This window comes from Aureisphaera sp. (assembly GCF_059726885.1).
The window spans coordinates 1322645-1346135 of sequence record NZ_AP041051.1 but is presented as its reverse complement, the minus strand read 5'-3'; the positions used below and the strand labels follow the sequence as shown (position 1 = coordinate 1346135).

The following is a 23491-nucleotide window of genomic DNA, read 5'->3' as shown; positions in this document are numbered from 1 at the left end:
TGAATCCAGATACCCTTTGTTGAGAATAAAATTTACATACCTGTTTTTCATTTTTGGACTCATTGTGAGTGCTCCTATTATTGCTCAGGACACCGAATTGGAAGAGCCCACCGATGATTTGGGAAATGTAAGTGATGCCTTTCAGGAAAATTTCTTCGAGGCCCTGAAGCAAAAAGCCATTGAAAATTATGAGGTAGCCTTAGAAGCTTTAAAAAGGGCAGAGAGGGCGGCAAAAGACAATATTGCTAGTAAAGCGGTTGTGTATTTCGAAATGGGGAAGAACCAAAAACACCTGAAGCAATATGACGATGCCGAGGAGAATTTCAAAAAGGTATTGGAGTCACAAGGAGAACGTTTGGATGTCATGGAGGCGCTATATGATCTGTACTACATAAAACGTGATTACGATGCAGCGATTCCCTTGGTGAAGAAACTAATCGTAAAGGATGAAGATTACAAAGAAGACCTTGCTAATTTATACCACCGTACAAAACAATATGATGCAGCCTTGGGGCTTTTAGATGAGTTGGATGAGTCCTGGGGTGAAACGAGTTATAGGAATGCCCTGAGGCGACAGATTTACAAGATTACGGGTAATAGCGAAGGGGCTATTCAGAATTTGGAAAGTAAAATCGATAAAAACCCCAAGAAGGAACAGGATTATCTTAACCTCATCTTTTTATACAGTGAACAAGGAGAGACGGCCAAGGCCTTCGAAACGGCAAAAGAGCTACTCAAAAATCAGCCAAAATCGCAATTGGCCCATTTGGCGCTCTATAAGTTTTATTTGGAGGAAGGTAATACCGTCGAGGCCATGAAGTCTATGAATATTGTCTTCGGCGCCAATAAAATTGACCGGGAAAGCAAGTATAAGGTACTGGGGGACTTTTTGAATTTCGTCGGGGAGAATCCAGATTATGAATCCGACCTGGATCGCTTAATTGCCCAATTTTCTTCAGAAGGAAATGGACGTGTATACGAACAGCTGGGAGATTACTACCGGTCTAAAAAGGACAAGGAAGCGGCGCTTCGCTTCTACGAAAAAGGAACTGCGATTGACGAGGACAACTTTAGCCTCATAAAGAATACTTTGTTGCTTCAAATTGATGTGGAGAAATACACGGAAGCAAAACAATTGAGCGAAGATGCACTGGCTACCTTTCCTGCTCAACCCTTGTTGTACCTCCTTAATGGAGTTGCCAACAATAGGTTGAATGAATCTGATACGGCCATTGATAGTCTTGAAATGGGGATTGATTTTCTATTGGACAACCCAAAAATGGAAAAAGACTTCTATGAACAATTGCAGATAGCCTATTCTAATAAAGGTAATGTGAAAAAAGCAACAGAGTATAAAAAGAAAGCGGAAGGCATCAACCTTTCCAATTAACTAAAATGAAAGGATTTGTGTACATGATGATGTTGAGTTTCCTTTTCCTTTCCTGCAAAGGATCTAAGGCAGTGGTTGGGTCTCTTCAACCAGATTCTGGATTGGCGCTTAAAGGGATCATTACCGCTCATACGGCGGCAACCCCTAACTTTTCTACCATGGCCTCTCGCGTAAAAGTGGCCTATCAGGATGAAAAACAAAGACAAAGCATAACAGTAAGTCTCCGCATCGAAAAGGATGAGAAAATCTGGATTAAGGCATCCATCTTGGGAATCACACTTGCCAAAGCGCTCATTACCCCTGAGAAGGTAAGTTATTATGAGACGTTGGGGAACACCTACTTTGATGGGGATTTTACCTTATTGAGCGAATGGCTTGGTACCTCTCTGGATTTTGATAAAACACAAGCCATTTTGCTGGGACAATCTATTTTCACGCTAGATAGGGGAAGCTATCAGTCATCGGTTGCTTCGGGGAGTTATCAATTAGAGCCTAAAAGGCAGCCTTATAATTTCGTTCATTCACTATTATTGAGACCGGAAAATTTTAAGGTACGATCTAGTGAATTGACTCAACCAGAAGACGGGCGACAACTGTTCCTTACCTATGGCGAATATCAAGAGCTGGAAGGTAGTCAATATCCTTCGCAAATAGCGATTCGAGCCTTAGAAGGTAATAGTGAAACGACTATCGATGTGGAATTTAAAAAAATTGATCTCAATGTTTCCGTAAAATTTCCGTTTAGTATTCCTGAAGGATACAAGGAAATTGAACTTACCAAATGAAAATAAAGCTTTATCACATAGCATTTTTGTTTTGCTTCTTAATGGCTGTTCCCCTTTCTGCGCAATCAAAAAAGCAGAAACAATTGGAGGAAAAAAGACAATTGCTTCTTAAGGAGATTGAGAAGATCAATACGCTGTTGTTCAAAACCAGAGGGGAGAAGAAGAATATTTTAGCTGAGGTCGAGGATTTGGACCAACGCATTTCTGCACGACAAAATCTTATCAGGGTTACAAACCAACAAGCCAATTTGCTTACGAGGGAGATCAATGAGAACCTGGCGACTATTGACCAATTGCGGAATGAACTAACAAGCTTAAAGGAAGATTATGCTTCCATGATCAACAAATCGTACAAAAGTAAATCCCAGCAAAGCCGATTAATGTTTCTACTGTCCTCCCAGAACTTTTTACAGGCTTATAAACGGGCGCAGTATATGAAACAATATACACGTCATCGTAAAAAACAAGGAGAGAGCATAAAGGCAAAGACGGTAGAACTTCAGGAATTAAATACAAATCTCATTCAGCAGAAGAAAGATAAAGAGAAGTTGCTTGCAGAAAATAGGGAGGCCAAAAAGAAGTTGGATAAAGAGAAGAAAAATCAAGAAGCACTGGTGGCTTCACTGAAGAAGGACGAAGGGAAGTTTGCCAATCAAATTAGGAACAAGCAAAAGGAAGCAGATCGAATTAATCGGGAAATCGATCGTCTTATTCGCGAGGCAATTGCCGCTTCTAATAAATCATCGGGAAACACTACGGCAAAGAAGTCTTCTTCCACATTTGCACTTACCCCGGAGGCCAAGGCATTGGCAGCTGATTTTAAAAGCAATAAGGGGAAACTGATTTGGCCGGTAGAAAAGGGAAAAGTGTTGAATTCGTATGGAACAAGACAGCATCCACAGTTTCCCAATGTAAAGCAGACATTCAATGGAGTAGAGATCATTACAGAATCCAATGCTACTGCTCGGGCTGTCTTTAAGGGTGAGGTAATGCAAGTACAGCAACTTAAAGGTGCAAATAAGGCAGTTTATATACGGCATGGTAACTATATTACCATTTACAACAATCTGGCCTCTGTGAGCGTAAAAAAGGGTGATAAAGTAAATGCCAAGGATGCGATTGGCAAAGTATTTACACATCCATCAACGGGAAGGGCGATCTTAAAGTTCTTTGTATACCAGAACACCAAAAAGATGAACCCGGCAGACTGGGTATACCGTATGTAACTTAGCGCCGTAGTGCTTGTGCTGCACCAGAATTTAACTGAAAATCTAAGTCTGAAATGAATGAATTGAGTTTTCCGTAAGGGAAAGAGGGTTTTAAAAAGGAAATCCGTTCTGTAATTTCACCATAATAGGTTTCTACACTTGGGTTGCCCGAAAATCCTTGATGCTTGCACCAAACATTATAATCTTTTGCGTCATCTATTAACTCCAATTCCCGCAGGACAAGTACCACATGAAGTAAGGGGTTTTGACAATTTAGATCATGGTATTCGTCCAAGACCTGAATTATATATTCCTGGCCTTTACATTGAAATGAAACAGGGACAAGGCTTTTATGAATGACATCCTTAGTTTGCCTAATTACGACCTTGTTTACTGAGACAAAGTTCTGTAACGCATCAATTTCGGGATATTGATTGCTCATGTACTCTAGGCAGATAAAGGAATATTGGTTTCCTTAATATCCTTAAACCCACCGGCAATATCTACCAAATTGTGAATGCCTCGACTTTTTAGGATGGAGGCTGCAATGACACTGCGATACCCTCCCGCACAATGCACGTAAAAAGTCTCTTTCTCAGGGAATTCCGATAAGTGATCATTCAGAAAATCCAAAGGAGTAAGGGAAGCATTTACAATATGACTTCCATTATATTCACTGTCTTTTCTCACATCGAATATGGGAGTATTTGCGTTAGCGCTTAGAATGTTTTCCAATTCAGTAGCTGGGATGGAAGACAATGAATCGGTTTCTTTATTGGCGCTTTCCCAAGCAGTAAATCCATCTTTTAGGTAACCCAAAGTTTGATCGAACCCAACACGGGATAAGCGAGTAACGGCTTCTTCTTCCCGACCCTCGGGTGTTACCAATAGAATGGGTTGTTTTACATCTGCGATGAGTGCACCTACCCAAGGAGCAAAACCACCGTCGAGCCCAATAAATATTGATCTTGGTACATGGCCTTTTACAAATTCATCTTGATGGCGTACATCTAAAATAACCGCGCCGCTTTCATTGGCGATTGCTTCAAACTCTTTCGGGGATAGGGCACGGGTTCCTCTTTCGATGACCGTATCTATATGGTCGTAGCCTTCTTTGTTCATTTTCACATTAAGTGGAAAATAGGAAGGGGGCGGTAGTAAGCCGTCCGTCACTTCTTTAATGAACTCTTCTTTGGTCATATCTTCCCTTAGGGCATAGTTCATCGTTTTCTGATGTCCTAAAGTATCTACCGTTTCCTTCATCATATTTTTACCACAAGCCGAACCTGCTCCATGCGCTGGGTATACGATTACATCGTCTCCCAAAGGCATAATTTTGGTTCGCAAGCTGTCGAATAATGTACCCGCCAATTCTTCTTGCGTCATACTTGCAGCTTTTTGGGCAAGATCTGGACGTCCAACATCACCAAGGAACAGCGTGTCTCCGGTAAAGATGGCATAATCCTTTCCATTTTTATCTTTCAGCAAATAGGTGGTACTTTCCATGGTGTGGCCTGGCGTATGCAAAGCCGTTATTGTAATATCTCCAAGCGGGAAGGTTTGTCCGTCATCGGCAATGACTGCTTCAAACGAAGGATTTGCCGTAGGGCCATACACTATGGGAGCACCTGTTTCTTCCGAAAGGGTAAGATGGCCACTCACAAAATCGGCATGGAAATGGGTCTCAAAAATATATTTGATAGAAGCGTTGTTGTCCGCAGCTTTCAGCATATAAGGTTTAACTTCTCGCAAGGGATCTATTATAGCGACTTCGCCATTGCTTTCAATATAATAGGCACCTTGAGCCAAGCAACCCGTATAAATTTGTTCAATGTACATACGATAAGTTCTAAAAGAAAGTACAAAGATACTATTAAAAAAGACCGTCTCACAAATTGCAAGACGGTCTTAGTGTTAAATAAATAAAGCGAAGTTTTACTTCACCAACAATTTTTTGGTGGCGCTTTGGTTTCCATTCTGAATTTGTACAAAATAGAGACCTGCAGCATATCCAGAAACATCGATAGTTGCTTCTTTTCCATTAAAGATAGAAGCATCATAAGAACCAATTTGCTGTCCTAAACTATTTATAAGATTCACTTGCAATCTAGAATCTATTTCAGCCTCCATAGAAATAGTAAAGGCATTGGAAGCAGGGTTTGGCGTTAGGGACAATTGCGAAAGACTGAAATCTTCCGTACCTAAAACAGCATCGATCAAGATATTATCAAGGAAAGTACTGTTTCCATTGTTGTTGTCTACTACGAACCTGAAGATTACATACTCACCGGCATAGGCATCGATGTTGATTTCATCTGTTCTCCAGTCAGCAGCGGAGGTCGGCTCCCATTGTCCAGAGTTATCATAATCTGGAATAGTAGAGAGATCTAATCCTCCTTGCCCATACACCAGGGTAAAGGATTCTCCACAATCTGTAGAAATACCCACATACATTACGTCACTGGCACTTGAAGACCTTTGGGCTTTTGCCAAATCGAATCTGAAGAATCCAGAAACCATCTCTGAAAGGTCGTAAGCATCTGTCCAGAATTGATCTTCCTGAGATACATTGGTATAATTAAAATTGTCTAAGAAAACTGCAGTGGTACTCGACCCATCGCTTCCTGTAACTCCCGAAGCTTCCTCCCAAGTGATTCCGTCATCAGGATTTGCGATTACCCAACCTGGAGGAGGTACTCCATTGGTTTCAAAGTCTTCTGCCAAATCTGTCGATCCAACAACATAAGCCACAAAATCTAAACTTAATTCATTGTTGAATTCGTTTTCATCTCCAGGTAAATCCACCGAAGTGGTAAGTACATACGCTCCGTTAGCCGAAATTGAAACAGGAGTTGTAAATTCATATGTGGTCTGCTCACCATTAGCAAGCGTGCCCGTAAAGGTTTCTACTACTGGAGCTTGCCCAGAAATTTCATAGCTTACAGGGAAATTACTTTGGGAAGAAGTTCCCGTGTTCTGAATAACAACAGATACTGTATTGTTTCCTGTGCCGCATAAAGTAGAGAAGTCATCAGGACTATTATTGATAACATTTAAAGACAGGTCATTGGCCAAAGAGCAATTAAATAAACCACCTGAGTAGAACGTTCCTAGATTTCTTTGACTGTACCAACCTTCGGCATCATTCTTAGCAGCCACTGCATACCACATTTCTGCATCTGGATCGGCTATGGTAACATTTATAGAGTTGGTATTGGAACTTCCTACAACTTCCATATAACGATCTCCCAATAAATATAAATCATAACCATCGGCACCCGCCACAGCATTCCAGCTAAAAGCGGCCTCTGTCGGACACACTTGTGTGATGTTCATACCAGTAACGACAGGAGCAATACTGAAATCTCCATCACTTTCATCAGAGAAAGAACCACTCGTAATTCTAATTCTGGCCTCACCAGTAATTTCTGAAGGGACATTCCACAAGTAATTTGTGGTGGTAGAAGAAACAGTCACAATGTTATTCCAGTTACTCCCTCCATCTGTAGAATACTCTAAGGTAAATCCTGAAGTTGTGTTTATAGCATCCCAGTGAAGGTTTTCATTAACGTTAGGATCGAAACTTTCACCGCCGTTAGGATAAGTTAATGTCAAGTTCTCGGTAATGATCTCGTATACGATGAAATATTCCTGAGGTCCTTGAGGAACATTAAATCCTGTAATTTCAAGATCATAGCTTCCAGCTGCTGGATTATTGATCAATACTTGCTCCATATTGTTCAAGTGATCGGCTCCATTCGTTGCTGGTAAATCCAAGGTTGTTGGATCCGGTGTTGAATCCAAAATATAAGGTAGGTAATCGTTATTTGACGGATCGGTAACCACAAGATCCAAATCATTTACCAATGCAGGACTCGCTCCTGGGGAAGCTTCTGGATCTGTCCAGTATAACATGAAACGAACTTGGGTGGTTCCTGAAGGTACATTGATGGAATGGTTATTGGAATTCCCCTGACTCACTTCATCAGATAGGAACCTACCATCCTCAATTAAAATACCGGCACGAAGACCGTTCACAATTCCCCAACCAAATTTAAAGTCAGGACCTACATTTCCGTAATCGTTGGCCGTATTCAATAAGGTAGCTTTAATTAAACCAGAAGGAGGATGAACTCCACCGTGGTTTTCCGCATACGCTTGGTACAATTGAGCCGAAACTCCAGCAATTCCTGGAGCAGCCCCCGATGTACCACCAAAGGTAAGGTACCCATGGTTTTCGTTGGTAGACATCTGGTTTTGGCCATTTGCAGTAATATCCGGCTTTATTCTTCCGTCATGGGCTGGGCCATGGCTACTAGATGATGCTAATACACCATTAAAAAATACATTGGCAGTAGCAATACAGTTTTTACCTTGCTTGTGTCCACCAGTAATATTACCCCACTGATTTCCTGCACCATATCCGCAGTTACTACCATTAGAGTTTCCACAAGAGAACACATGTAAAAGACTCTCGTTTTCATGAATTTGCTGGTCTACATTTCTTGCATTTGAAGTATATCCTGCATTACAACCATCTCCATATGAAGAATTGGTTATTTGTACACTTCCGTTGTTTATAAGGGTCTGGGTTGCAGCATCCATAAAATTGGACCCATAATTGGTCACGTATACATCGGCCCCAGCTGCCATACCACGCATCGTTGGGTTTCTATTTCCAGCTCCAGCTAAAATACCTGCTACACCGTCACCATGTGTCTGTCCAGATCCTGTGGCAAATGAATTGTCAATTCGTCCTTGAAAATCGATATGAGGACCTACGATACCATCATCCCTAACCATAACTCCTACACCTTCACCAGTATAGTCCCTACCTGCTCCTTGTGTATCCAGACCATTAGCTCTATGTAAACCTCTTCCTCTCGTATCTTCCTTAACAGCTGGCGGAGGAACTAGCTCGACCCACTTCACATAAGGAAGGTTGGAAAGTTCATCCAAGCAGTTATCTGGAATGGAAAGATCCAAGGTGTTGAATCCTGTGTATTCTTGACGCAAGGCAATTTGTTTTGTTGCCAGATCATTAATAACCCAATCTGTGTTTACATTTTGGTGGTGAATAAGGGTTACTAGAATATTGCTTCCTTCCTGTGCCCAAGAACCGATATCACCGTTTTTAAGGTCCTGAGCCAGTTTAAATCTTCCTTCAACAGGAACAATAGCCCTTACTCCGCTGCTTCTAAGGAAGTCTACCGAAGTATTATTTGGAAAATAAAATAGATAGGTGTGATGTGGGATGTAATCGATCAACTTCATTTGGTTGGCCTTGAATGCATCCTGAATGTCTTGGGTTGGGGTTTCGTAAAACTGAACCCAACCAAAATACCCATCTCCTAATTGAGATGATTCAGGCATCTGGTCCCATTGAAAAGACTGAATATTCTCCTGAATATCAATGGCTTCGTCTTGATACTGAATAGTGTATGAATCCTGTGCAAAGGAAAAACCGAATACGAGCATCATTAGAAAACTCATAGCAATGATTTTCCCATTTGAAAAAATTGTAGTTTTTTTCATGGTTGGAATTTTAGGTGAATTTCTTTAAAATGTACTTTGCTAAATAGCAATTTTTTACAAAGCAATTCCAAATATATCCATTTGAAACCTAAAAAACGAAAATCTAGGGGGCTTTTAACAGTCTAAAACCTACTGAATTAGTAGGCTTTAAGTGAAAAGTGCTTTTAATTCGGTTGCATCTTCCGGAGCTAATTTACCAGCCAGAACCAAACTTAATTGTTTTCTTCTTAGTGCGCCCTCGAAACGTTGTTTTTCCAGCGCTGACTCTGGTTTTAGTTCGGGAACAGGAACTGGACTTCCCATTTCATCCACAGCCACGAAAGTATAAATCGCTTCATTGGCCCTGCTGCGAAGACCACTCTCCCGATCTTCGATCCAAACATCCATGTATACTTCCATTGAACTTTTAAATGCTCGGGAAACATGGGCTTCTACCGTAACCACGCTTCCCAGCGGAATCATTTTGTTGAATGCAACATGATTTACTGAAGCCGTAACCACAATTCTCCTACTATGCCTTCTGGCAGCGATACTTGCCGCACGATCCATTCGGGCCAATAATTCTCCACCAAACATATTGCCAATAGGATTGGTTTCACTGGGTAGGACCAAATCGGTAATGATGGTTCGGGAATCTGAAGGGGATTTTGCTTCCATGTACGCTATTTTTTTTGCAAAGGTACGAAGCTGAGGTTTTTCAGAAGGAATATGGAAGTAATTTATCGATTCAAATCCTGAACCAACAACCAAGCGTCTTTATTTTCGGAACGTTTAATTGTACGAAGTGTTTGCAAGGCATCCAAACGGTCACTATGGGAGCTATATACCACTTGGTGCAGTCCATAACGGTTCTGCCCAATAAGACGGGCACTAAAACCTTTATCGGCTAGTTGCTTAATTTTCTTTTGAGCATTGGACTCTATACGGAAGGCCCCTGCCATAATGTGATATTTGCCAGTTTCCTTGGTCACTCCAATGGTTAATGCCGGCAATGGATTATCAATTAAAAAAGTAGCTTCCTGTATTTGGTTATTTACAAGGGAATCCGCTTTTTGCTTTTCTGCAAAATTGTGCTTTTCAACTTGACCTTCATACACTTTCAGACCACCAATACCTCCTAAGGTAATTGCTAATAGACCAATGGCTGCATAGCGCAAGAATGGATATGAAGTTTTTTTCTTTTCCTGGTACAACCCTACAACATCCTTTTGTTTTTCAGAAATAGGCAGCGTGCGTTGCGTTGGTGGAGAAACAAATGAAGTTAACCCGAAAGAGTTTGTATTGAAGTTTTCAACACTTACGGGCGAAAATTGCACCGTTTTTTCATGGTTTAAAAGGAAATCGCCAATGTTCTTGATCGTAACCGTTTTTCCCTCAGATAGCTCCAAAGAAATGGACCCTGTAAAGTTACGGATTTTTTGCAGTGCCAATTCATAACTGCAATTTTCGACGGAGGCAACATAGTTTGCCAAAATTCCATCATTGGTCTGCAATTGTCTATTAAATGATATGGTTTTACCAGGAGGATAGAACGTATGGGATGCGTCATCTATCCTTGCGGAATGGGTTTGCGTTAAAAAAGCCCCAAAACCCGGAATAATAACACACTCATAACGATAGAGTAAATCCTTAATATAGCTTGCCAACTGCATAAAACAAACATAGATTATTTTGTGGAAGCATTCAATAGTTCCCGAACGAACTTATTAACAACGGAAAAATTTGTAGCTTTAAAAACTCCCTTTAATATACCTAGTGCCATTCTATGACTTTGGCACTCAGGATTTCATATTGCAAGAATGTTATCAGAGACTGATTTGTTGTATGTTTTGGCATTACAACGCGTTACCAATTTGGGGGATATTTCTGCTAAAAAATTAATTCAAACGGTTGGCTCGGCCGAGGCTGTTTTCAAAGAAAAGAGAACTCGCCTATTGAAAATACCAGGCATTGGAAGTCTGAAATTGAAATATTTGAATGAACGCGACTGTCTCTCCGAAGCAGAAAGGGAACTGGTTTTTATACAGAACAATAAAATAGATTGTTCCTATTTCCTGGATACTACCTATCCTGACAGATTGAAACACTGTATAGATGGGCCTCTTTTGTTATTTCAAACTGGCAATATTGATGTAAAGAACAAGAAAATAATAAGTATTGTTGGAACACGTAGGGTAACAACCTACGGTAGCAGGTTTTGTAGGGAATTGGTTCAAGAATTAGCATCCCTTAATCCAGTAATTGTGTCTGGATTTGCCTATGGGGTAGACATTACCGCTCAGAAAACCGCTATGGAAATGGGGCTTCAGACCATTGGGTGCCTTGCTCATGGGTTCAATCAGGTGTATCCCAAAAGCCATAAGAAATATGTTTCGAAGGTGAATGAAAATGGTGGGTTTCTCACGGAGTTTTGGAGTGATGATCAATTCGACAGGAACAATTTTCTGAAACGGAATCGGGTAATTGCCGGAATTAGTGAAGCGACTATTGTGATTGAATCGGCAGAGAAGGGCGGTAGTTTAGTGACGGCAGATATAGCCAACTCCTACAATAGGGAAGTATTTGCTGTACCAGGCAGGGTGGGAGATGTGCAAAGCCAAGGTTGCAATAACCTGATTAAGACCCAAGGGGCTCACCTATTAACATCGGCAGCAGATTTAATCTATCATCTAGGATGGAATTTAGAACAAGGACATGGGAAGCCGCAACAGACAAAGCTGTTCGTAGAATTAACTGATGAAGAAAAAAATATTTTGACACATTTAAAGGGAAAGGACAAGGAGCTTCTAGACAGCATAGCCTTAGAATGTGCCTTGCCAATTTATAAAGTAGTAACCATTTTGCTCTCCTTAGAACTAAAGGGGTTAGTACGGCCATTACCCGGTAAATTATTTGAGGCACTATAATTATTAAATGAAGGGCGAATAGGCACCAATTTATTTTTTTCTATTTTTGGGATATGATCTTTTCCCCAAGAAATGTATTCCGTGGATTACTATTGGCTTCCGCCATTGGATATTGTCTCTCGGGCTACTCAAACGGGCAACTCATTTTCGTTTTTTATTTACTGCTCTATACCTTGGGTTTAACGTATCATCTATTGTTCGATAAGGTTCGCAGCAAACTTTTTATTTGGGTATTTTCCCTCTTCATTGTTTCCTCTGCTTTTGGCGTATTTTTTTCTTTTAACGGAATTCCCAAAGGGGAAAGGGGAGCGATCATCTATCTATACACGGTACAGCTATTTTGGATACTAGGCTTTATCCTTATTTTTCTGAAAATGATAAAAGAACATCCATTTAAGTTTAGGCTTAATAAATGGAGTTGGGTTATTATTATCATTTTGGCTTTAGATTTACTTTTCGCTAATAAAATTATCACATGGGCCGATTCATTTGGACTTAGCACCATGCATATTCTCTATAGCTTTGCCTATACGATATTGAAAATGGTTTTACTGAGTATTGGGCTGATTTATCATATTGGAAATATGAATACCTCTATAAGGATATCATTGATTACAGCGGCATTTTTATTTTTCTTCCTTAGCGATATTACCGACGTATTCAATACACTGTTCTTCTACGAAAATCCAATATTTGGAATATCAATTCTAAAATCTGGAATGTTTTGTATTGCCCTGGTGTTTTTCTACATGTATTGTGTCACCCCTGAACCTGCAGGAATTCTGAAAAATGAATTCAAAGCCTATAACAAGAATGTAGGCAAAATGGCTTAGTAGCCTACCTTTTCCCTAACCCGGGATAAAACAGCTTCAGCGACGACTTTGGCCTTTTTGGCACCTATGGCAAGAGCAGCATCTATTTCCTCAAGGTTTTCCATGTAGTGGTTATATCTAGCACGTTCTTCTTCAAAACGGTCGATCAGACATTCATACAACGCTTGTTTGGCATGTCCATATCCATAGCCGCCAGCCAAATAATTAGCTCTCATTTCTTCAATTTGATCCGATGTAGCCAATAGTTTATATAACGCAAAAACGTTACAGGTATCTGGGTTTTTAGGCTCTTCCAGAGGAGTACTATCGGTCTGAATACCCATTACCTGTTTTCGCAATTTTTTGTCTGGTAAAAAGATATTTATGATGTTGTCCTTAGACTTGCTCATTTTGCCTCCATCTGTACCCGGAATGAGCATGGTATCTTCTTGTACCTTGGCATCTGGTAATACGAATGTTTCCCCACCAATCTTTGCATGAAAACGTGAGGCAACGTCGCGGGTCATTTCTAAATGTTGTAATTGATCCTTTCCAACGGGCACTATCTCTGCATCGTACAGAAGAATATCGGCAGCCATAAGCATAGGATACGTAAAAAGGCCGGCGTTCACATCCTCTAACCGGTCTGCCTTATCCTTAAAGCTATGCGCTAACGTAAGTCGCTGGTACGGGAAGAAGCAACTTAGGTACCAAGAAAGCTCCGTCACCTGTGGGACATCACTCTGTCGGTAGAATACTGTTTTTTCAATATCCAACCCAAATGCTAACCACGCAGCAGCAGTACTATATGTGTTACTTCGCAGTGTTTCCGAATCCTTAATTTGGGTAAGGGAGTGCATATCGGCGATAAATAGATACGAATCGTTTTTAGGGTTGTTGGCCATTTCTACAGCAGGTAAAATGGCTCCCAAAATATTTCCCAAGTGCGGGGTTCCAGTGCTCTGTATTCCAGTTAGAATTCTTGACATAATTGCTTTCAGCTCAAATTTCAAGCAAAGGTAATTTTTTTGAAGTATTTGCAACTTTCAAATTAGTATTTTTGGCATCGAATGAAATTACTTCGCAACATAGGGTACGTTTTCTATAGGATATGGTTTTACATATTGGTCACACTGCCCATAGTAATCTTATTTCCAATCTTGGTATTGAGCATCCTAAGGGATAACTGGTATCCCTTTTTCTTTCGTTTGGCCAGATTTTGGTCTAAAATCATCTTATTCGGCATGGGGTTTTACCCTAAGGTGAAACGGGATGTTTCTTTTGAAAAAGGCATGAGTTATATGTTCGTGGCCAATCACACCTCCATGACGGACATAATGTTAATGCTGTATGTGGTTTCCAAAAACCCATTTGTATTTGTGGGCAAGGCAGAGTTAGCCAAAATCCCTCTTTTCGGCTTTTTCTATAAACGTACTTGTATCCTCGTAGACAGATCGGACGCCAGAAGTCGCCATAATGTGTTTATTGAAGCACAGAAACGCTTGCAACGCGGATTGAGTGTATGCATATTCCCTGAAGGTGGTGTGCCGGACGATGAGTCCTTACTTTTAAATGAGTTCAAGGACGGAGCCTTTCGTTTAGCAATAGAGCACAAGATCCCTATTGCCCCAATGTCTTTTCACGATAACAAGAAACGGTTTTCTTATACCTTTTTTAGTGGAAGTCCTGGTGTCATGCGTGTCAAGGTGCACGATATCATTCCAACGGGAATATTGGAGTTGGAAGATAAACGCATGTTGCGGGAACAGACTCGGGAGATTATTTTGGGAGAATTACAAAATCCCAGCTTTCCCAGCTGATTTTCAATTGCTTCAGATTCTTTCAAATACAAATTGCCCTTTTAAGATTGCAAATTTGAAAAGAATCCACGCACTTATACATTCTCTATTTTTTTCCCACCCCATACCTTCTATTTTCGTCAGTAATCTTTCTTAGGGCGTCATTAGGGTGTTCCAAGAGCTCCTTTAGGGCGAGTCCCTCAAGAAGTATAATCAGTGTTTAATCGCTAAAATTTATTTGCTATGAAAAAACTCATTTATCTGGGGCTGTTATTGTTTGCAATAACAGTCCATGCACAAGATCCTTTTGTGCCCACTGGCGACAGTTTCAGCCAGGATGTTACTTTACCAAACTCTCCTGAAGTTGCTGCCCTTACCAAGTATGGGGATTATGATTCTTCCCTTTATACGGGAACTCCAAACATTAGTATCCCTTTGGGGGCCGTGTCCGGTCGTGAATTTGGGGTTCCAGTGAGCCTTACCTATGATGCCTCTGGAATCAAAGTAGAACAAATGGCTACTTGGGTGGGGTTAGGATGGAATCTTGAGGCAGGTGGTGCCGTTAGCCGTGTAAACCTTGGGCAACCCGATGATGCATATATCTCGCGTTTTCCCTACTATCCGCATTATGATCCAGTGGTGAAGAATAAGATGAATGAATTTGTGAATCCTATTGGCGAGTATGGTGATGAACCCGACGGACGAATCAATGATTATTTCTTCTTCAAAGAAAGAGTGGTAGATGGCCGCTACGATACCCAACCCGATTATTATAGATTTAGTGCTCCAGGGGGACTGTCAGGCCGGTTCTATATAGACTATGAGAATGACATAGGGATATGTTTGGAAAACCCAAACATTAAAATCATTCCATACTTATCCGGAGGAGGAGCTACATATCATAGAATACTTACAGGATTCGATATTATTGATGACTCCGGTAATAAATATGAATTCAAAGAAGAAGAAAGGAATAAATCATGGTATTCTGGAGTTGTGCCGGGATCTGCACCGCCATATATAGATGACAACCATAAGGACTTTGCCTCTGCTTGGCATTTAACAAAGATTATTTCTGCTGTTAAAAAGGACTCTATCGTTTTCAAGTATCATCCAAAGGTTCAATGGGCCAAACCGCAGCGTTATCAGGAAATAAGTTTCATTTCAAATTGCCTTCCATCAGGTACTCCAGGTTGTGACCCTTCCCTTAATAATTCAACTATAAACTCCCCTATCACCTATGAGATCGATCAAGTATTTCTTAAGGAAATTGAGATAAACACGGTTAAGCGGGCAGAATTCTTATTTAGCCCTAATCCGCGAACTGATCTACCAGGCTCTCAAAGCCTTGGCGAAATAAAGATGTACAACAATATGGGGGACCTTATTTCGAGTACGGTGCCAAGTACAAGTTACTTTCAAACTACCCAATCGAATCCGGAAGAAACGGATTTGCGTTTAAAATTGGACCAAATAGTTCAAACCAGCTATGGTTCCATAGAAGGTGAATCTGAGGCATCTGAAGTAAAGAAACATACGTTCGATTATGAAAAGCATCAAGGAGATTACTTCATCCCGAACCGTCACTCTTACGGACAGGATTTTTGGGGATACTATAACAACTATGATGGTAATTCCACCTTGGTGCCTCGGGAAGTTACAGACGATTACACAATGTCTGGAGCTATAAGAGATGCGGATCTTACATATACCCAAATCGGAACGCTGAATAAAATTAGTTACCCAACCGGAGGGTATACGACTTTTGATTATGGATTGCACCTCATTGGTTATGAAACGAGTGAAACCACTATCTGGGACGATATTACTGGTTCAGGCGGTTTTCAAGGCGGGCTATCATCAAGCAATCCTTATGGTCTAATAGATGATTCTTGTCCTGGAACTCCATTGGGAACGGACGGATCATTTACTGTGAACACTCCAAATCTTTCAAAACGATTCAGGGTTCTATCACAATTTGATGACGATGGAACGACAGAACCCTGTCAACATTGGAATGTGCTGGTCATCTACCCCACTACCAATACGACCCCTAATATTGAAGAATTTAAGAACGATCCTAGTTCAAGATTCTTTTACAGGGAAATGATGGGAAGCCTTAACGAATTTGAAGTTGATTTACCGAATGGCACGTATAACTATTTAATTATGAATAGTAGCGATAAGTATACCTACTGGTTTCAAAAAGCAAATGACATTAACTATCAACCCCAACCAGTATACGGTGGAGGTCTTAGGATAGATAAAATAAGGAACTATGACGACGACGATAATTTATTGGGGTATAAAAGATATTACTATGATGATTTTTCCAATACAACGGGGAACCTGAGCGAAACTGATTTTAAGCAAGCTTCCTCTGCCATTTTACAGCAGCCGTTAAAGTTTACGGAAACAGTGTACTCTGTGACCTATGAGCAGGCATCATGGAACAATTGTGTTCTGCTAGAAAATCAAAGATTGAATCTGTATCGCTATGCGAACAATCAAATCACTTCTGCCAGCAATACAGTAACCTATGATGTTGTTACCGAGTTTCAGTACTCTTTGTCGACGAATAATCCTGATCCCAGGGGTTATACCGTAACACACTTTTATAACAATTTCGACCTAGTGGACAAGTCTCCTTTCCGGGATGAATCTTTCCTTAACGGACAGGAACGTAAAAAGATCCTATACAACAGTAATAAAGAAATGGTACAGTCTACAGAGACTATTTATGAAAGCATAGAAACGCCCTATTCCCTTTACGGAACTACATACACTTTGCAAGGTTCAAAGGATGGATACTTGGCAGTTTTTGAGGACACCGACAACTCGGCCAACGAATACTACTCCTACAATCAACCTGGGGTTTCTGATATTGGTAATGGCGGCGGATTCAATTGTTCCAAGACGTACTGTCATGCTACGACCATGCCGGATTTCCAATACTGTATTACCTATCCTAATGTAAGCTATCATGAAAAGAACAACTTCTATTTAAAGCCTTTCTGGCATAGACCCAAGAAGAGAATCGTGAAGGACTATTTCGACGCAAACTTTGTAGAAACCTCGACAAACTATTTCTACGATAGTAACTCTCATAGATTGGTTACAAGAACCGAGACCTTGGATAGTAAAGGGGATTTGGTAAAGATGAGGTATACCTATCCACAGGATTTCTTGGGCTTGAACTCAGAAATCACAACACTAATTAATCAAAATAGATTGACGGAGTTGGTCAATTTAAGAAACGAGACTAATGGTAAGGCATCCGAGACACAGTTCACGTATACCAATCATAATGGAATCATTCTGCCATGGAAAGTCATTCAGAAGAAAGGAAACGAAGCGACAACGAATAGGATATTCGATGAGTACGATAGCTATGGAAATATTCTTCAAATGAGCCGAAAGGTGGGAGCCACTGAGGCTATACTTGCTCAAAAGACAAGCTATGTTTGGGGATATGACCACACCTATCCAGTGGCAAAAGTGGATAATGTAACATATTCACAGTTGTTTTCCTGGATCTTTACGATAGACCTATCCGTGCTCAATAACAATCCAACAGATCAACAGGTGCGTGATGAGATAGATAAGATTCGCCAAGCATTTCCAGAGGCCATGGTTACTACCTATACCTACAAACCAGATGTAGGGGTGACCTCTATTACAGGTCCCAACGGACAGGTACAGTATTTTGAATACGACGCACCCAATCGCTTGGTAAACATGAAGGATCAGGACTTGAACCTTGTAGGTTCTTACGAATACAATTACAAAACAAATTAATACCCGAGAAAGATGAAAAAGCTATTATATATATTAGTCATAACCGCATTTGTCCCTTTCTTGGCAAAAGGGCAGGATGCCAATGAAAATTATGTAAAATCCACAGCATATTTAGTGGAAACACAAGATGAATCGGTTTTGGAGGACTCTAAAATCGAGACTGTAACCTATTATGATGATATCGGCCGACCCATTCAAACGAAAAATGCTCGCTCAGGGGGAAACAGGCAGAACATTGAAGTCCATATGGAATACGATGATTTGGGATTGCAACCTAAGCAGTACCTACCCTGGGCTAGTAGTTCGCAAATATCTAATGACCTGGACTTTACGGACCCAACTGCGCTGAAGAACAACATATTCAGTTTTTACAATGCTCCCAAATACGACAATACTTCTAACCCATATAGCGAAACATCCTTCGAATCTTCACCTTTATTAAGGCCACTTCAGCAGGGAGCGCCGGGCGATGATTGGAGGTTATATGTATTGTCTGGAGACAATCATACCGTGAAATATGAATACGATACAAATGGTTGGATAGTTAAAAAGTTTCGTGTGCAATTTACAGGAAGTGATTATGATGCTCCCGAGCTTATCTATGACGGTATTTATGATAATAGAGAGTTATACATAACACAGACCAAAGATGAAAACTGGGTTCCAGCAGATGGAAATTATGGGACCGTTTTCGAATTAAAAAATAAGTCGGGCCAGGTTGTGCTGAAACGCATGGTGGCAGAAAAGCCAGGAGGACTTCCCGCCAAGGCCTCATTAAATCATGATACCTATTATGTGTATGACGATTTTGGGAACCTCACTTATGTGCTTTCCCCAGAAGGCACAGATTCCATTTTGGACACTAATGACAATGTGGTTCAGTCCAATTTAGACAAGTGGGGGTATCAATACAAATATGACAAGCGCAATCGGTTAATTGAAAAGAAAATTCCCGGGAAAGATTGGGAATACATTGTGTACGACCAGTTGGATCGCCCGGCTTTTACCCAAGATGCCAATCTAAGGGCTACCAACCACTGGTTATTCACCAAATATGATGCATTGGGAAGGGTGGCCTATACAGGTAAGAATACCTATGCAAGCACCCGTTCGGACCTGCAGGCATTAATGGACAATGAAAATGATATTTATGAGGAGGTTACTGCAACAGAGCAGACCATCAACAACCAGGCAATATATTATACCAATAATGTGATCCCGAATGTGAATAATTATGATATTCACACGATTCATTATTATGATACGTATCGCCATTTGGATGGACTCGGGGTGCCAACATCTGTGCTTAACCAAATAACTACAGAAAGTTCGGCCTCTCAAACAACCACCCAAGGATTGCCCACGGTAACCAAGACTAGGGTTTTGGGAACAGACGATTGGATTTCTTCCTTCAGTGCCTACGATGAAAAAGGCAGGGTGATTTTTACGAGATCTGTTAATGATTTTCTGGAGACGAATGATCTAATTAGCTCCGTACTGGATTTTTCAGGAAAACCATTGAAAACCATTCACAATCATCAGAAAAATGGGGTTCCTTCGGTTATCACTCATGACTATTTTTTATATGACCATATGGGTCGTTTGGTTTCGCACAAACAGAAAATTGGGAATAACCCCGTGCAACGCATTGCCGAGAACCATTATGACGAGCTCGGTCAGCTTACCCAGAAATTAGTTGGAGGTCAATCTTTTGTAGATGGTTTTGAGGATATGGAACATGTAGAGGTTACGCATGATGGGTCAATTACGAATACCTATCCTAATGGATATGCGGAGGCATGGCCTTCCCTAGCGATGACACGGGGATCGATTCCATCCTCTGAAGATGGCGGTATTCAGTTTCGCCCTCAACAAACAGATAAACATGCAGTTGTAGGGTTGGTAAAATCGGGGAACAGTAACAATTCCGATAATCTTTATATGGATTATGGTATTCATCTTCACTATTCGGGATTGACTGGTGTGAAGATAAAATTACGTGTAGATGGGGCGGCATATCCAAATGGCTCCTTCAGCTATGGAACGTATAATGCGAATGACCTATTTAGTGTACAGCGTGTAGGGAATACCGTAAAATTTCTTAAGAATGGAAGTGAATTCGAAAGTGTAAATATTACATCCAATAACGATCTACTATACGGGAAGGTTACTTTTACAGGGGATGAAGGTGCGCAGCTAACGAACGTCACTTTATTCAGTAGTGCATTCGATGGAGGCCTACAGGATGTAGATTATGACTATAATATTAGAGGTTGGTTAACTGAAATTAATGAGGTAGATCCTGGCTTAGCTGGAGGCCTAATTCCCGACCTGTTCAATTTCAAGATTAATTATAATGAAGTTAACAGTACCGTAGGAGACAGTCCTGTTGCTCTATATAATGGTAATATTGCCCAGACCCTTTGGCAGACCGAAAGTGCAGATGATGATATTAGGGGGTACAACTATGTGTATGATGACCTTAATAGAATAGCAACCGCAAAAAGCATAAAAGGAACTACATTATCTGCTATGGTACTCAATAATAACCACGACTTGGGGAATCTGTCTTATGATCTAAATGGAAACATTAAGACCCTGAATAGGAGAGGATTTGATGATAATGGCACCTTTACAGATATGTGGGACGATCTAACGTATTATTATAATGGTAATCAATTAATCCGGGTGGTGGATCAATTGAATGGCACTCCTTTAGAAGATTACGGTTTCAAGGATGTAAGCAATGGAATAGATCCAGATTATTCATACGATGCAAACGGGAATATGACCTTAGACAAAAACAAGGATATAACCAGTATCGAGTACAATCACTTAAACTTACCGACAGAGGTAACTTTTAGTAACGACCCGTATAAAAGGATAGAGTATACCTATGATGCCACTGGCATTAAGTTACAGAAGAAAATCATTGAAGGAGTAGGAGTAGAAACCACGGTATCTTATGCGGGAAATTTAAAATACAAAAAACCGTACTCAGGTGCTGGCATCGAAACATTGGAGTTTATGAACCAACCAGAGGGGTATCTTGTACCTGGGCCCATAACTACAGGAGGACCCAAGGGCGGTTCTTATTATGATGGGTATAAGTATGTTTTTCAGTACAAAGACCATCTGGGTAATATACGATTAAGCTATAGCGATGATAATGGGGATGGTAGTATCGATGAAACTACAGAGATTATTGAAGAATCCAATTATTATCCTTTCGGTGTAAAACAAAAAGGGTATAATACCACGTTCAACCCCATTGGGAATGATTTGGCGCAAAACTGGAAGTTCGGAGGGAAGGAGAACAATGAGGAACTTGGATTAGAGTGGTATGATTTTAGCGCACGTAATTACGATGCGGCATTAGGTAGATTTATGAGTATTGATCCTTTGGCTGATTTTGCTCCTGAACTAACTCCTTATAGATATGCTGCTAATAATCCAATTGTTTTTAATGATCCAACTGGATTATGGGAGTTCTCGTATGATGAAGAAAATAAAACTTTAAGTATCGTAAAAACAAAAGATAAAGATGGCTGGAAAACATTCAAAAGAGAATCAGGATTAAGTAAATCGCAATTAAAAGAAATGTTTGGAGAGAATTATAAAGAAGTTTTAGACGGGGTTAAAAATGATGGGGAAGATGGTATTGGGGTTAAAGATATTGGTGGAGAAGTTGGAGAAACTTTACAATCTTTTGAAACTGCACTTGGAGAATATAATGACGGTTTAAAAACTGCCAGTGCGGACCCCGAAGCTGAAGGTAAAAATAATTGTTGGGGGACTTGTGAATCTGTTTCTAAAACAGGTAAAGTTGATCCCAATGGTATCCAAGGTAGTCCGGAAGAATTTGATAAATTTTTAGAGAATAATACCACTAATGTATCATCTGGAGGAATGCTTGATGTAATCCGATACAAATTCAACATCAATGGCGCACCTGATAATAAGTCATCTCATGGGTCAATATTCTTATTTAAGAATGAAAAAGGCACTCAACTTTTTACAAAAAACGGTTCAAATAATTCAAGATTATATCAAGTCATGTATGAAGTAGAGATGTTAAAACAAAACCCAAACTATGGAGAAAGATCTGGGATTAGTCGACTCCAAACTGTAACTAATCCTGAAACAGGAGCCGTTACAAGAGAGCGAGTTACAGATCAAAGTGCTTTTTATAGATCAAGAAATTGAAATTATGAAGAATATTGTAGTATTAATTGGGATTATTAGCCTCATAACAATAAGTGATATAACATCCCAAGAACTGTATTCAATTTTTCCCATAAATGGAGAGAGATATAACAAAAAAAATGGAATCTACTTTCCTGAACATAATGTAAAGATCAAAGAAGGATCAAAGGTTTATAATAATGATAAATTACTTTTTGACCTCAAACTCAATGGATATTTTCAATACATATATGAAATATTTGAAGACTCAAAAAAAGAAAAGTTTTTAATAATCTCTGCAGTATCTCAACGAGAAGATATAGGTGGTTATGCAAATTTTTCTGAGGTAAAAAGAGGCTTAGTCTATGTTATTCCAATAAGTATTAATTCCTCAATTCCCATTCTTTATGGAGATTTAGAAAACTTAACTTTAAATACCAAGAGTGAGACTGAGTATTATAGTTTTGGAAACTATATAGAATCGATTAATGTCTTAGAAAATCTTTTAGATTTAAGAACAGTAAAAGAAAAAGAGGAGTCATCATTGGAGATCAAACTATTTGAATTTTAGGCAGGTCCTTGGGCCTTGCAACCTCTACGGTCATTTGCATTAACATGTCCAATTTACGGGATTCATTATAAAATGAGATAGTTGCCAAACCCCATAGCTAATTGCTATGGGGTTTAGTGTTTTTAAGGGAAGCCAACACTAAAACCGATCACTTATAAACTCATAAATACTTATGACAATAGCGGTCACTACAAATCCTGCGAAGCAGAATGTGATGCCATAAATGGTCTTCCATAAGTGGCTCTCTTCAATCTTAACGGCCAACCATTCCCACGAAGTCCCAACCAGTTGTTTGGGGATGTAAATAGCCAGGCCAATAAGAAAACCGGCAGCAATGATGCTTAAGAAATAGGTAAAAAAGTTGACCGATTCATTAGGATCGGAAGATCCCTTTAAAGAGTTCCTAAGCTTTTTTCGTGTATCGCGGTTTGGAAGTTTAAACATAGCAGTAAATTAGGAAATATACACGAATTAAAAAACCGTTCCTATGGCGATGGGAACG

At 40.1% G+C, this 23491-nt stretch carries 16 protein-coding genes; 9 read left to right on the top strand and 7 right to left on the bottom strand.

What is annotated here, in order from left to right; translation table 11 throughout:
• The first annotated feature begins 16 nt into the window (after positions 1-16).
• From AC6JAD_RS05955 to AC6JAD_RS05945, 3 genes are read left to right on the top strand one after another with little or no spacing between them, the layout of a single operon-like run.
• On the top strand, positions 17-1390 hold the full coding sequence (locus tag AC6JAD_RS05955; protein WP_461304375.1) for a tetratricopeptide repeat protein: 1374 nt from the start codon (positions 17-19) through the stop codon (positions 1388-1390).
• 5 nt (positions 1391-1395) lie between these two features.
• Positions 1396-2175 (top strand): lipoprotein insertase outer membrane protein LolB1, encoded by a 780-nt coding sequence (gene lolB1, locus AC6JAD_RS05950; RefSeq protein WP_461304374.1) that lies wholly within the window; start codon positions 1396-1398, stop codon positions 2173-2175.
• Positions 2172-3401 carry a murein hydrolase activator EnvC family protein gene (locus AC6JAD_RS05945; protein ID WP_461304373.1) on the top strand — a complete coding sequence of 410 codons (1230 nt, stop codon included), beginning with the start codon at positions 2172-2174 and terminating at the stop codon, positions 3399-3401. Before lolB1 ends, AC6JAD_RS05945 begins: the two co-directional genes overlap by 4 nt.
• Position 3402: 1 nt before the next feature.
• On the opposite strand, the gene AC6JAD_RS05940 is transcribed toward AC6JAD_RS05945, so the two are convergent.
• The 5 genes from AC6JAD_RS05940 to AC6JAD_RS05920 all read right to left on the bottom strand — a co-directional run bounded on the left by AC6JAD_RS05940 (position 3403) and on the right by AC6JAD_RS05920 (position 10570).
• The gene (locus AC6JAD_RS05940) at positions 3403-3825 is read right to left on the bottom strand and encodes a hypothetical protein (RefSeq protein WP_461304372.1); all 423 of its coding nucleotides are present in this window, start codon (positions 3823-3825) and stop codon (positions 3403-3405) included.
• Between the two features lie 5 nt (positions 3826-3830).
• Entirely contained in the window at positions 3831-5222 is a 1392-nt protein-coding gene (locus tag AC6JAD_RS05935) for an MBL fold metallo-hydrolase (RefSeq protein ID WP_461304371.1), read from the bottom strand.
• A gap of 96 nt (positions 5223-5318) precedes the next feature.
• Entirely contained in the window at positions 5319-8918 is a 3600-nt protein-coding gene (locus tag AC6JAD_RS05930) for a S8 family serine peptidase (protein ID WP_461304370.1), read from the bottom strand.
• A gap of 147 nt (positions 8919-9065) precedes the next feature.
• The gene (locus AC6JAD_RS05925; protein ID WP_461304369.1) at positions 9066-9575 is read right to left on the bottom strand and encodes an acyl-CoA thioesterase; all 510 of its coding nucleotides are present in this window, start codon (positions 9573-9575) and stop codon (positions 9066-9068) included.
• 62 nt (positions 9576-9637) lie between these two features.
• Positions 9638-10570 (bottom strand): HU domain-containing protein, encoded by a 933-nt coding sequence (locus AC6JAD_RS05920; RefSeq protein ID WP_461304368.1) that lies wholly within the window; start codon positions 10568-10570, stop codon positions 9638-9640.
• A gap of 147 nt (positions 10571-10717) precedes the next feature.
• Here AC6JAD_RS05920 and dprA point away from each other — a divergent pair, with 147 nt between their 5' ends.
• Complete coding sequence (dprA, locus tag AC6JAD_RS05915) at positions 10718-11824, top strand: DNA-processing protein DprA (RefSeq protein WP_461304367.1); 1107 nt, start codon at positions 10718-10720, stop codon at positions 11822-11824.
• Positions 11825-11877: 53 nt separating this feature from the next.
• Positions 11878-12657, top strand: a complete 780-nt coding sequence (locus tag AC6JAD_RS05910; RefSeq protein ID WP_461304366.1) for a hypothetical protein — start codon at positions 11878-11880, stop codon at positions 12655-12657.
• Here the strand turns inward: AC6JAD_RS05910 and trpS are convergent.
• Positions 12654-13625 (bottom strand): tryptophan--tRNA ligase, encoded by a 972-nt coding sequence (trpS, locus tag AC6JAD_RS05905; RefSeq protein ID WP_461304365.1) that lies wholly within the window; start codon positions 13623-13625, stop codon positions 12654-12656. The genes AC6JAD_RS05910 and trpS overlap by 4 nt on opposite strands.
• 255 nt (positions 13626-13880) lie before the next feature.
• On the opposite strand from trpS, the gene AC6JAD_RS05900 reads away from it, so the two are divergent.
• From AC6JAD_RS05900 to AC6JAD_RS05885, 4 genes are all read left to right on the top strand, one after another.
• Positions 13881-14456 (top strand): lysophospholipid acyltransferase family protein, encoded by a 576-nt coding sequence (locus AC6JAD_RS05900; protein ID WP_461304364.1) that lies wholly within the window; start codon positions 13881-13883, stop codon positions 14454-14456.
• A gap of 222 nt (positions 14457-14678) precedes the next feature.
• On the top strand, positions 14679-18233 hold the full coding sequence (locus tag AC6JAD_RS05895) for an RHS repeat domain-containing protein (protein ID WP_461304363.1): 3555 nt from the start codon (positions 14679-14681) through the stop codon (positions 18231-18233).
• A gap of 12 nt (positions 18234-18245) precedes the next feature.
• Positions 18246-22439: a DUF6443 domain-containing protein gene (locus tag AC6JAD_RS05890; RefSeq protein ID WP_461304362.1), complete on the top strand. Its 4194-nt coding sequence runs from the start codon at positions 18246-18248 to the stop codon at positions 22437-22439.
• Between the two features lie 4 nt (positions 22440-22443).
• Positions 22444-22989 carry a hypothetical protein gene (locus AC6JAD_RS05885; RefSeq protein WP_461304361.1) on the top strand — a complete coding sequence of 182 codons (546 nt, stop codon included), beginning with the start codon at positions 22444-22446 and terminating at the stop codon, positions 22987-22989.
• A gap of 138 nt (positions 22990-23127) precedes the next feature.
• Here the strand turns inward: AC6JAD_RS05885 and AC6JAD_RS05880 are convergent, their stop codons facing one another.
• A complete protein-coding gene (locus AC6JAD_RS05880; RefSeq protein ID WP_461304360.1) occupies positions 23128-23433 on the bottom strand; it encodes a hypothetical protein in 306 nt (101 codons plus the stop codon).
• Positions 23434-23491: the final 58 nt, after the last annotated feature.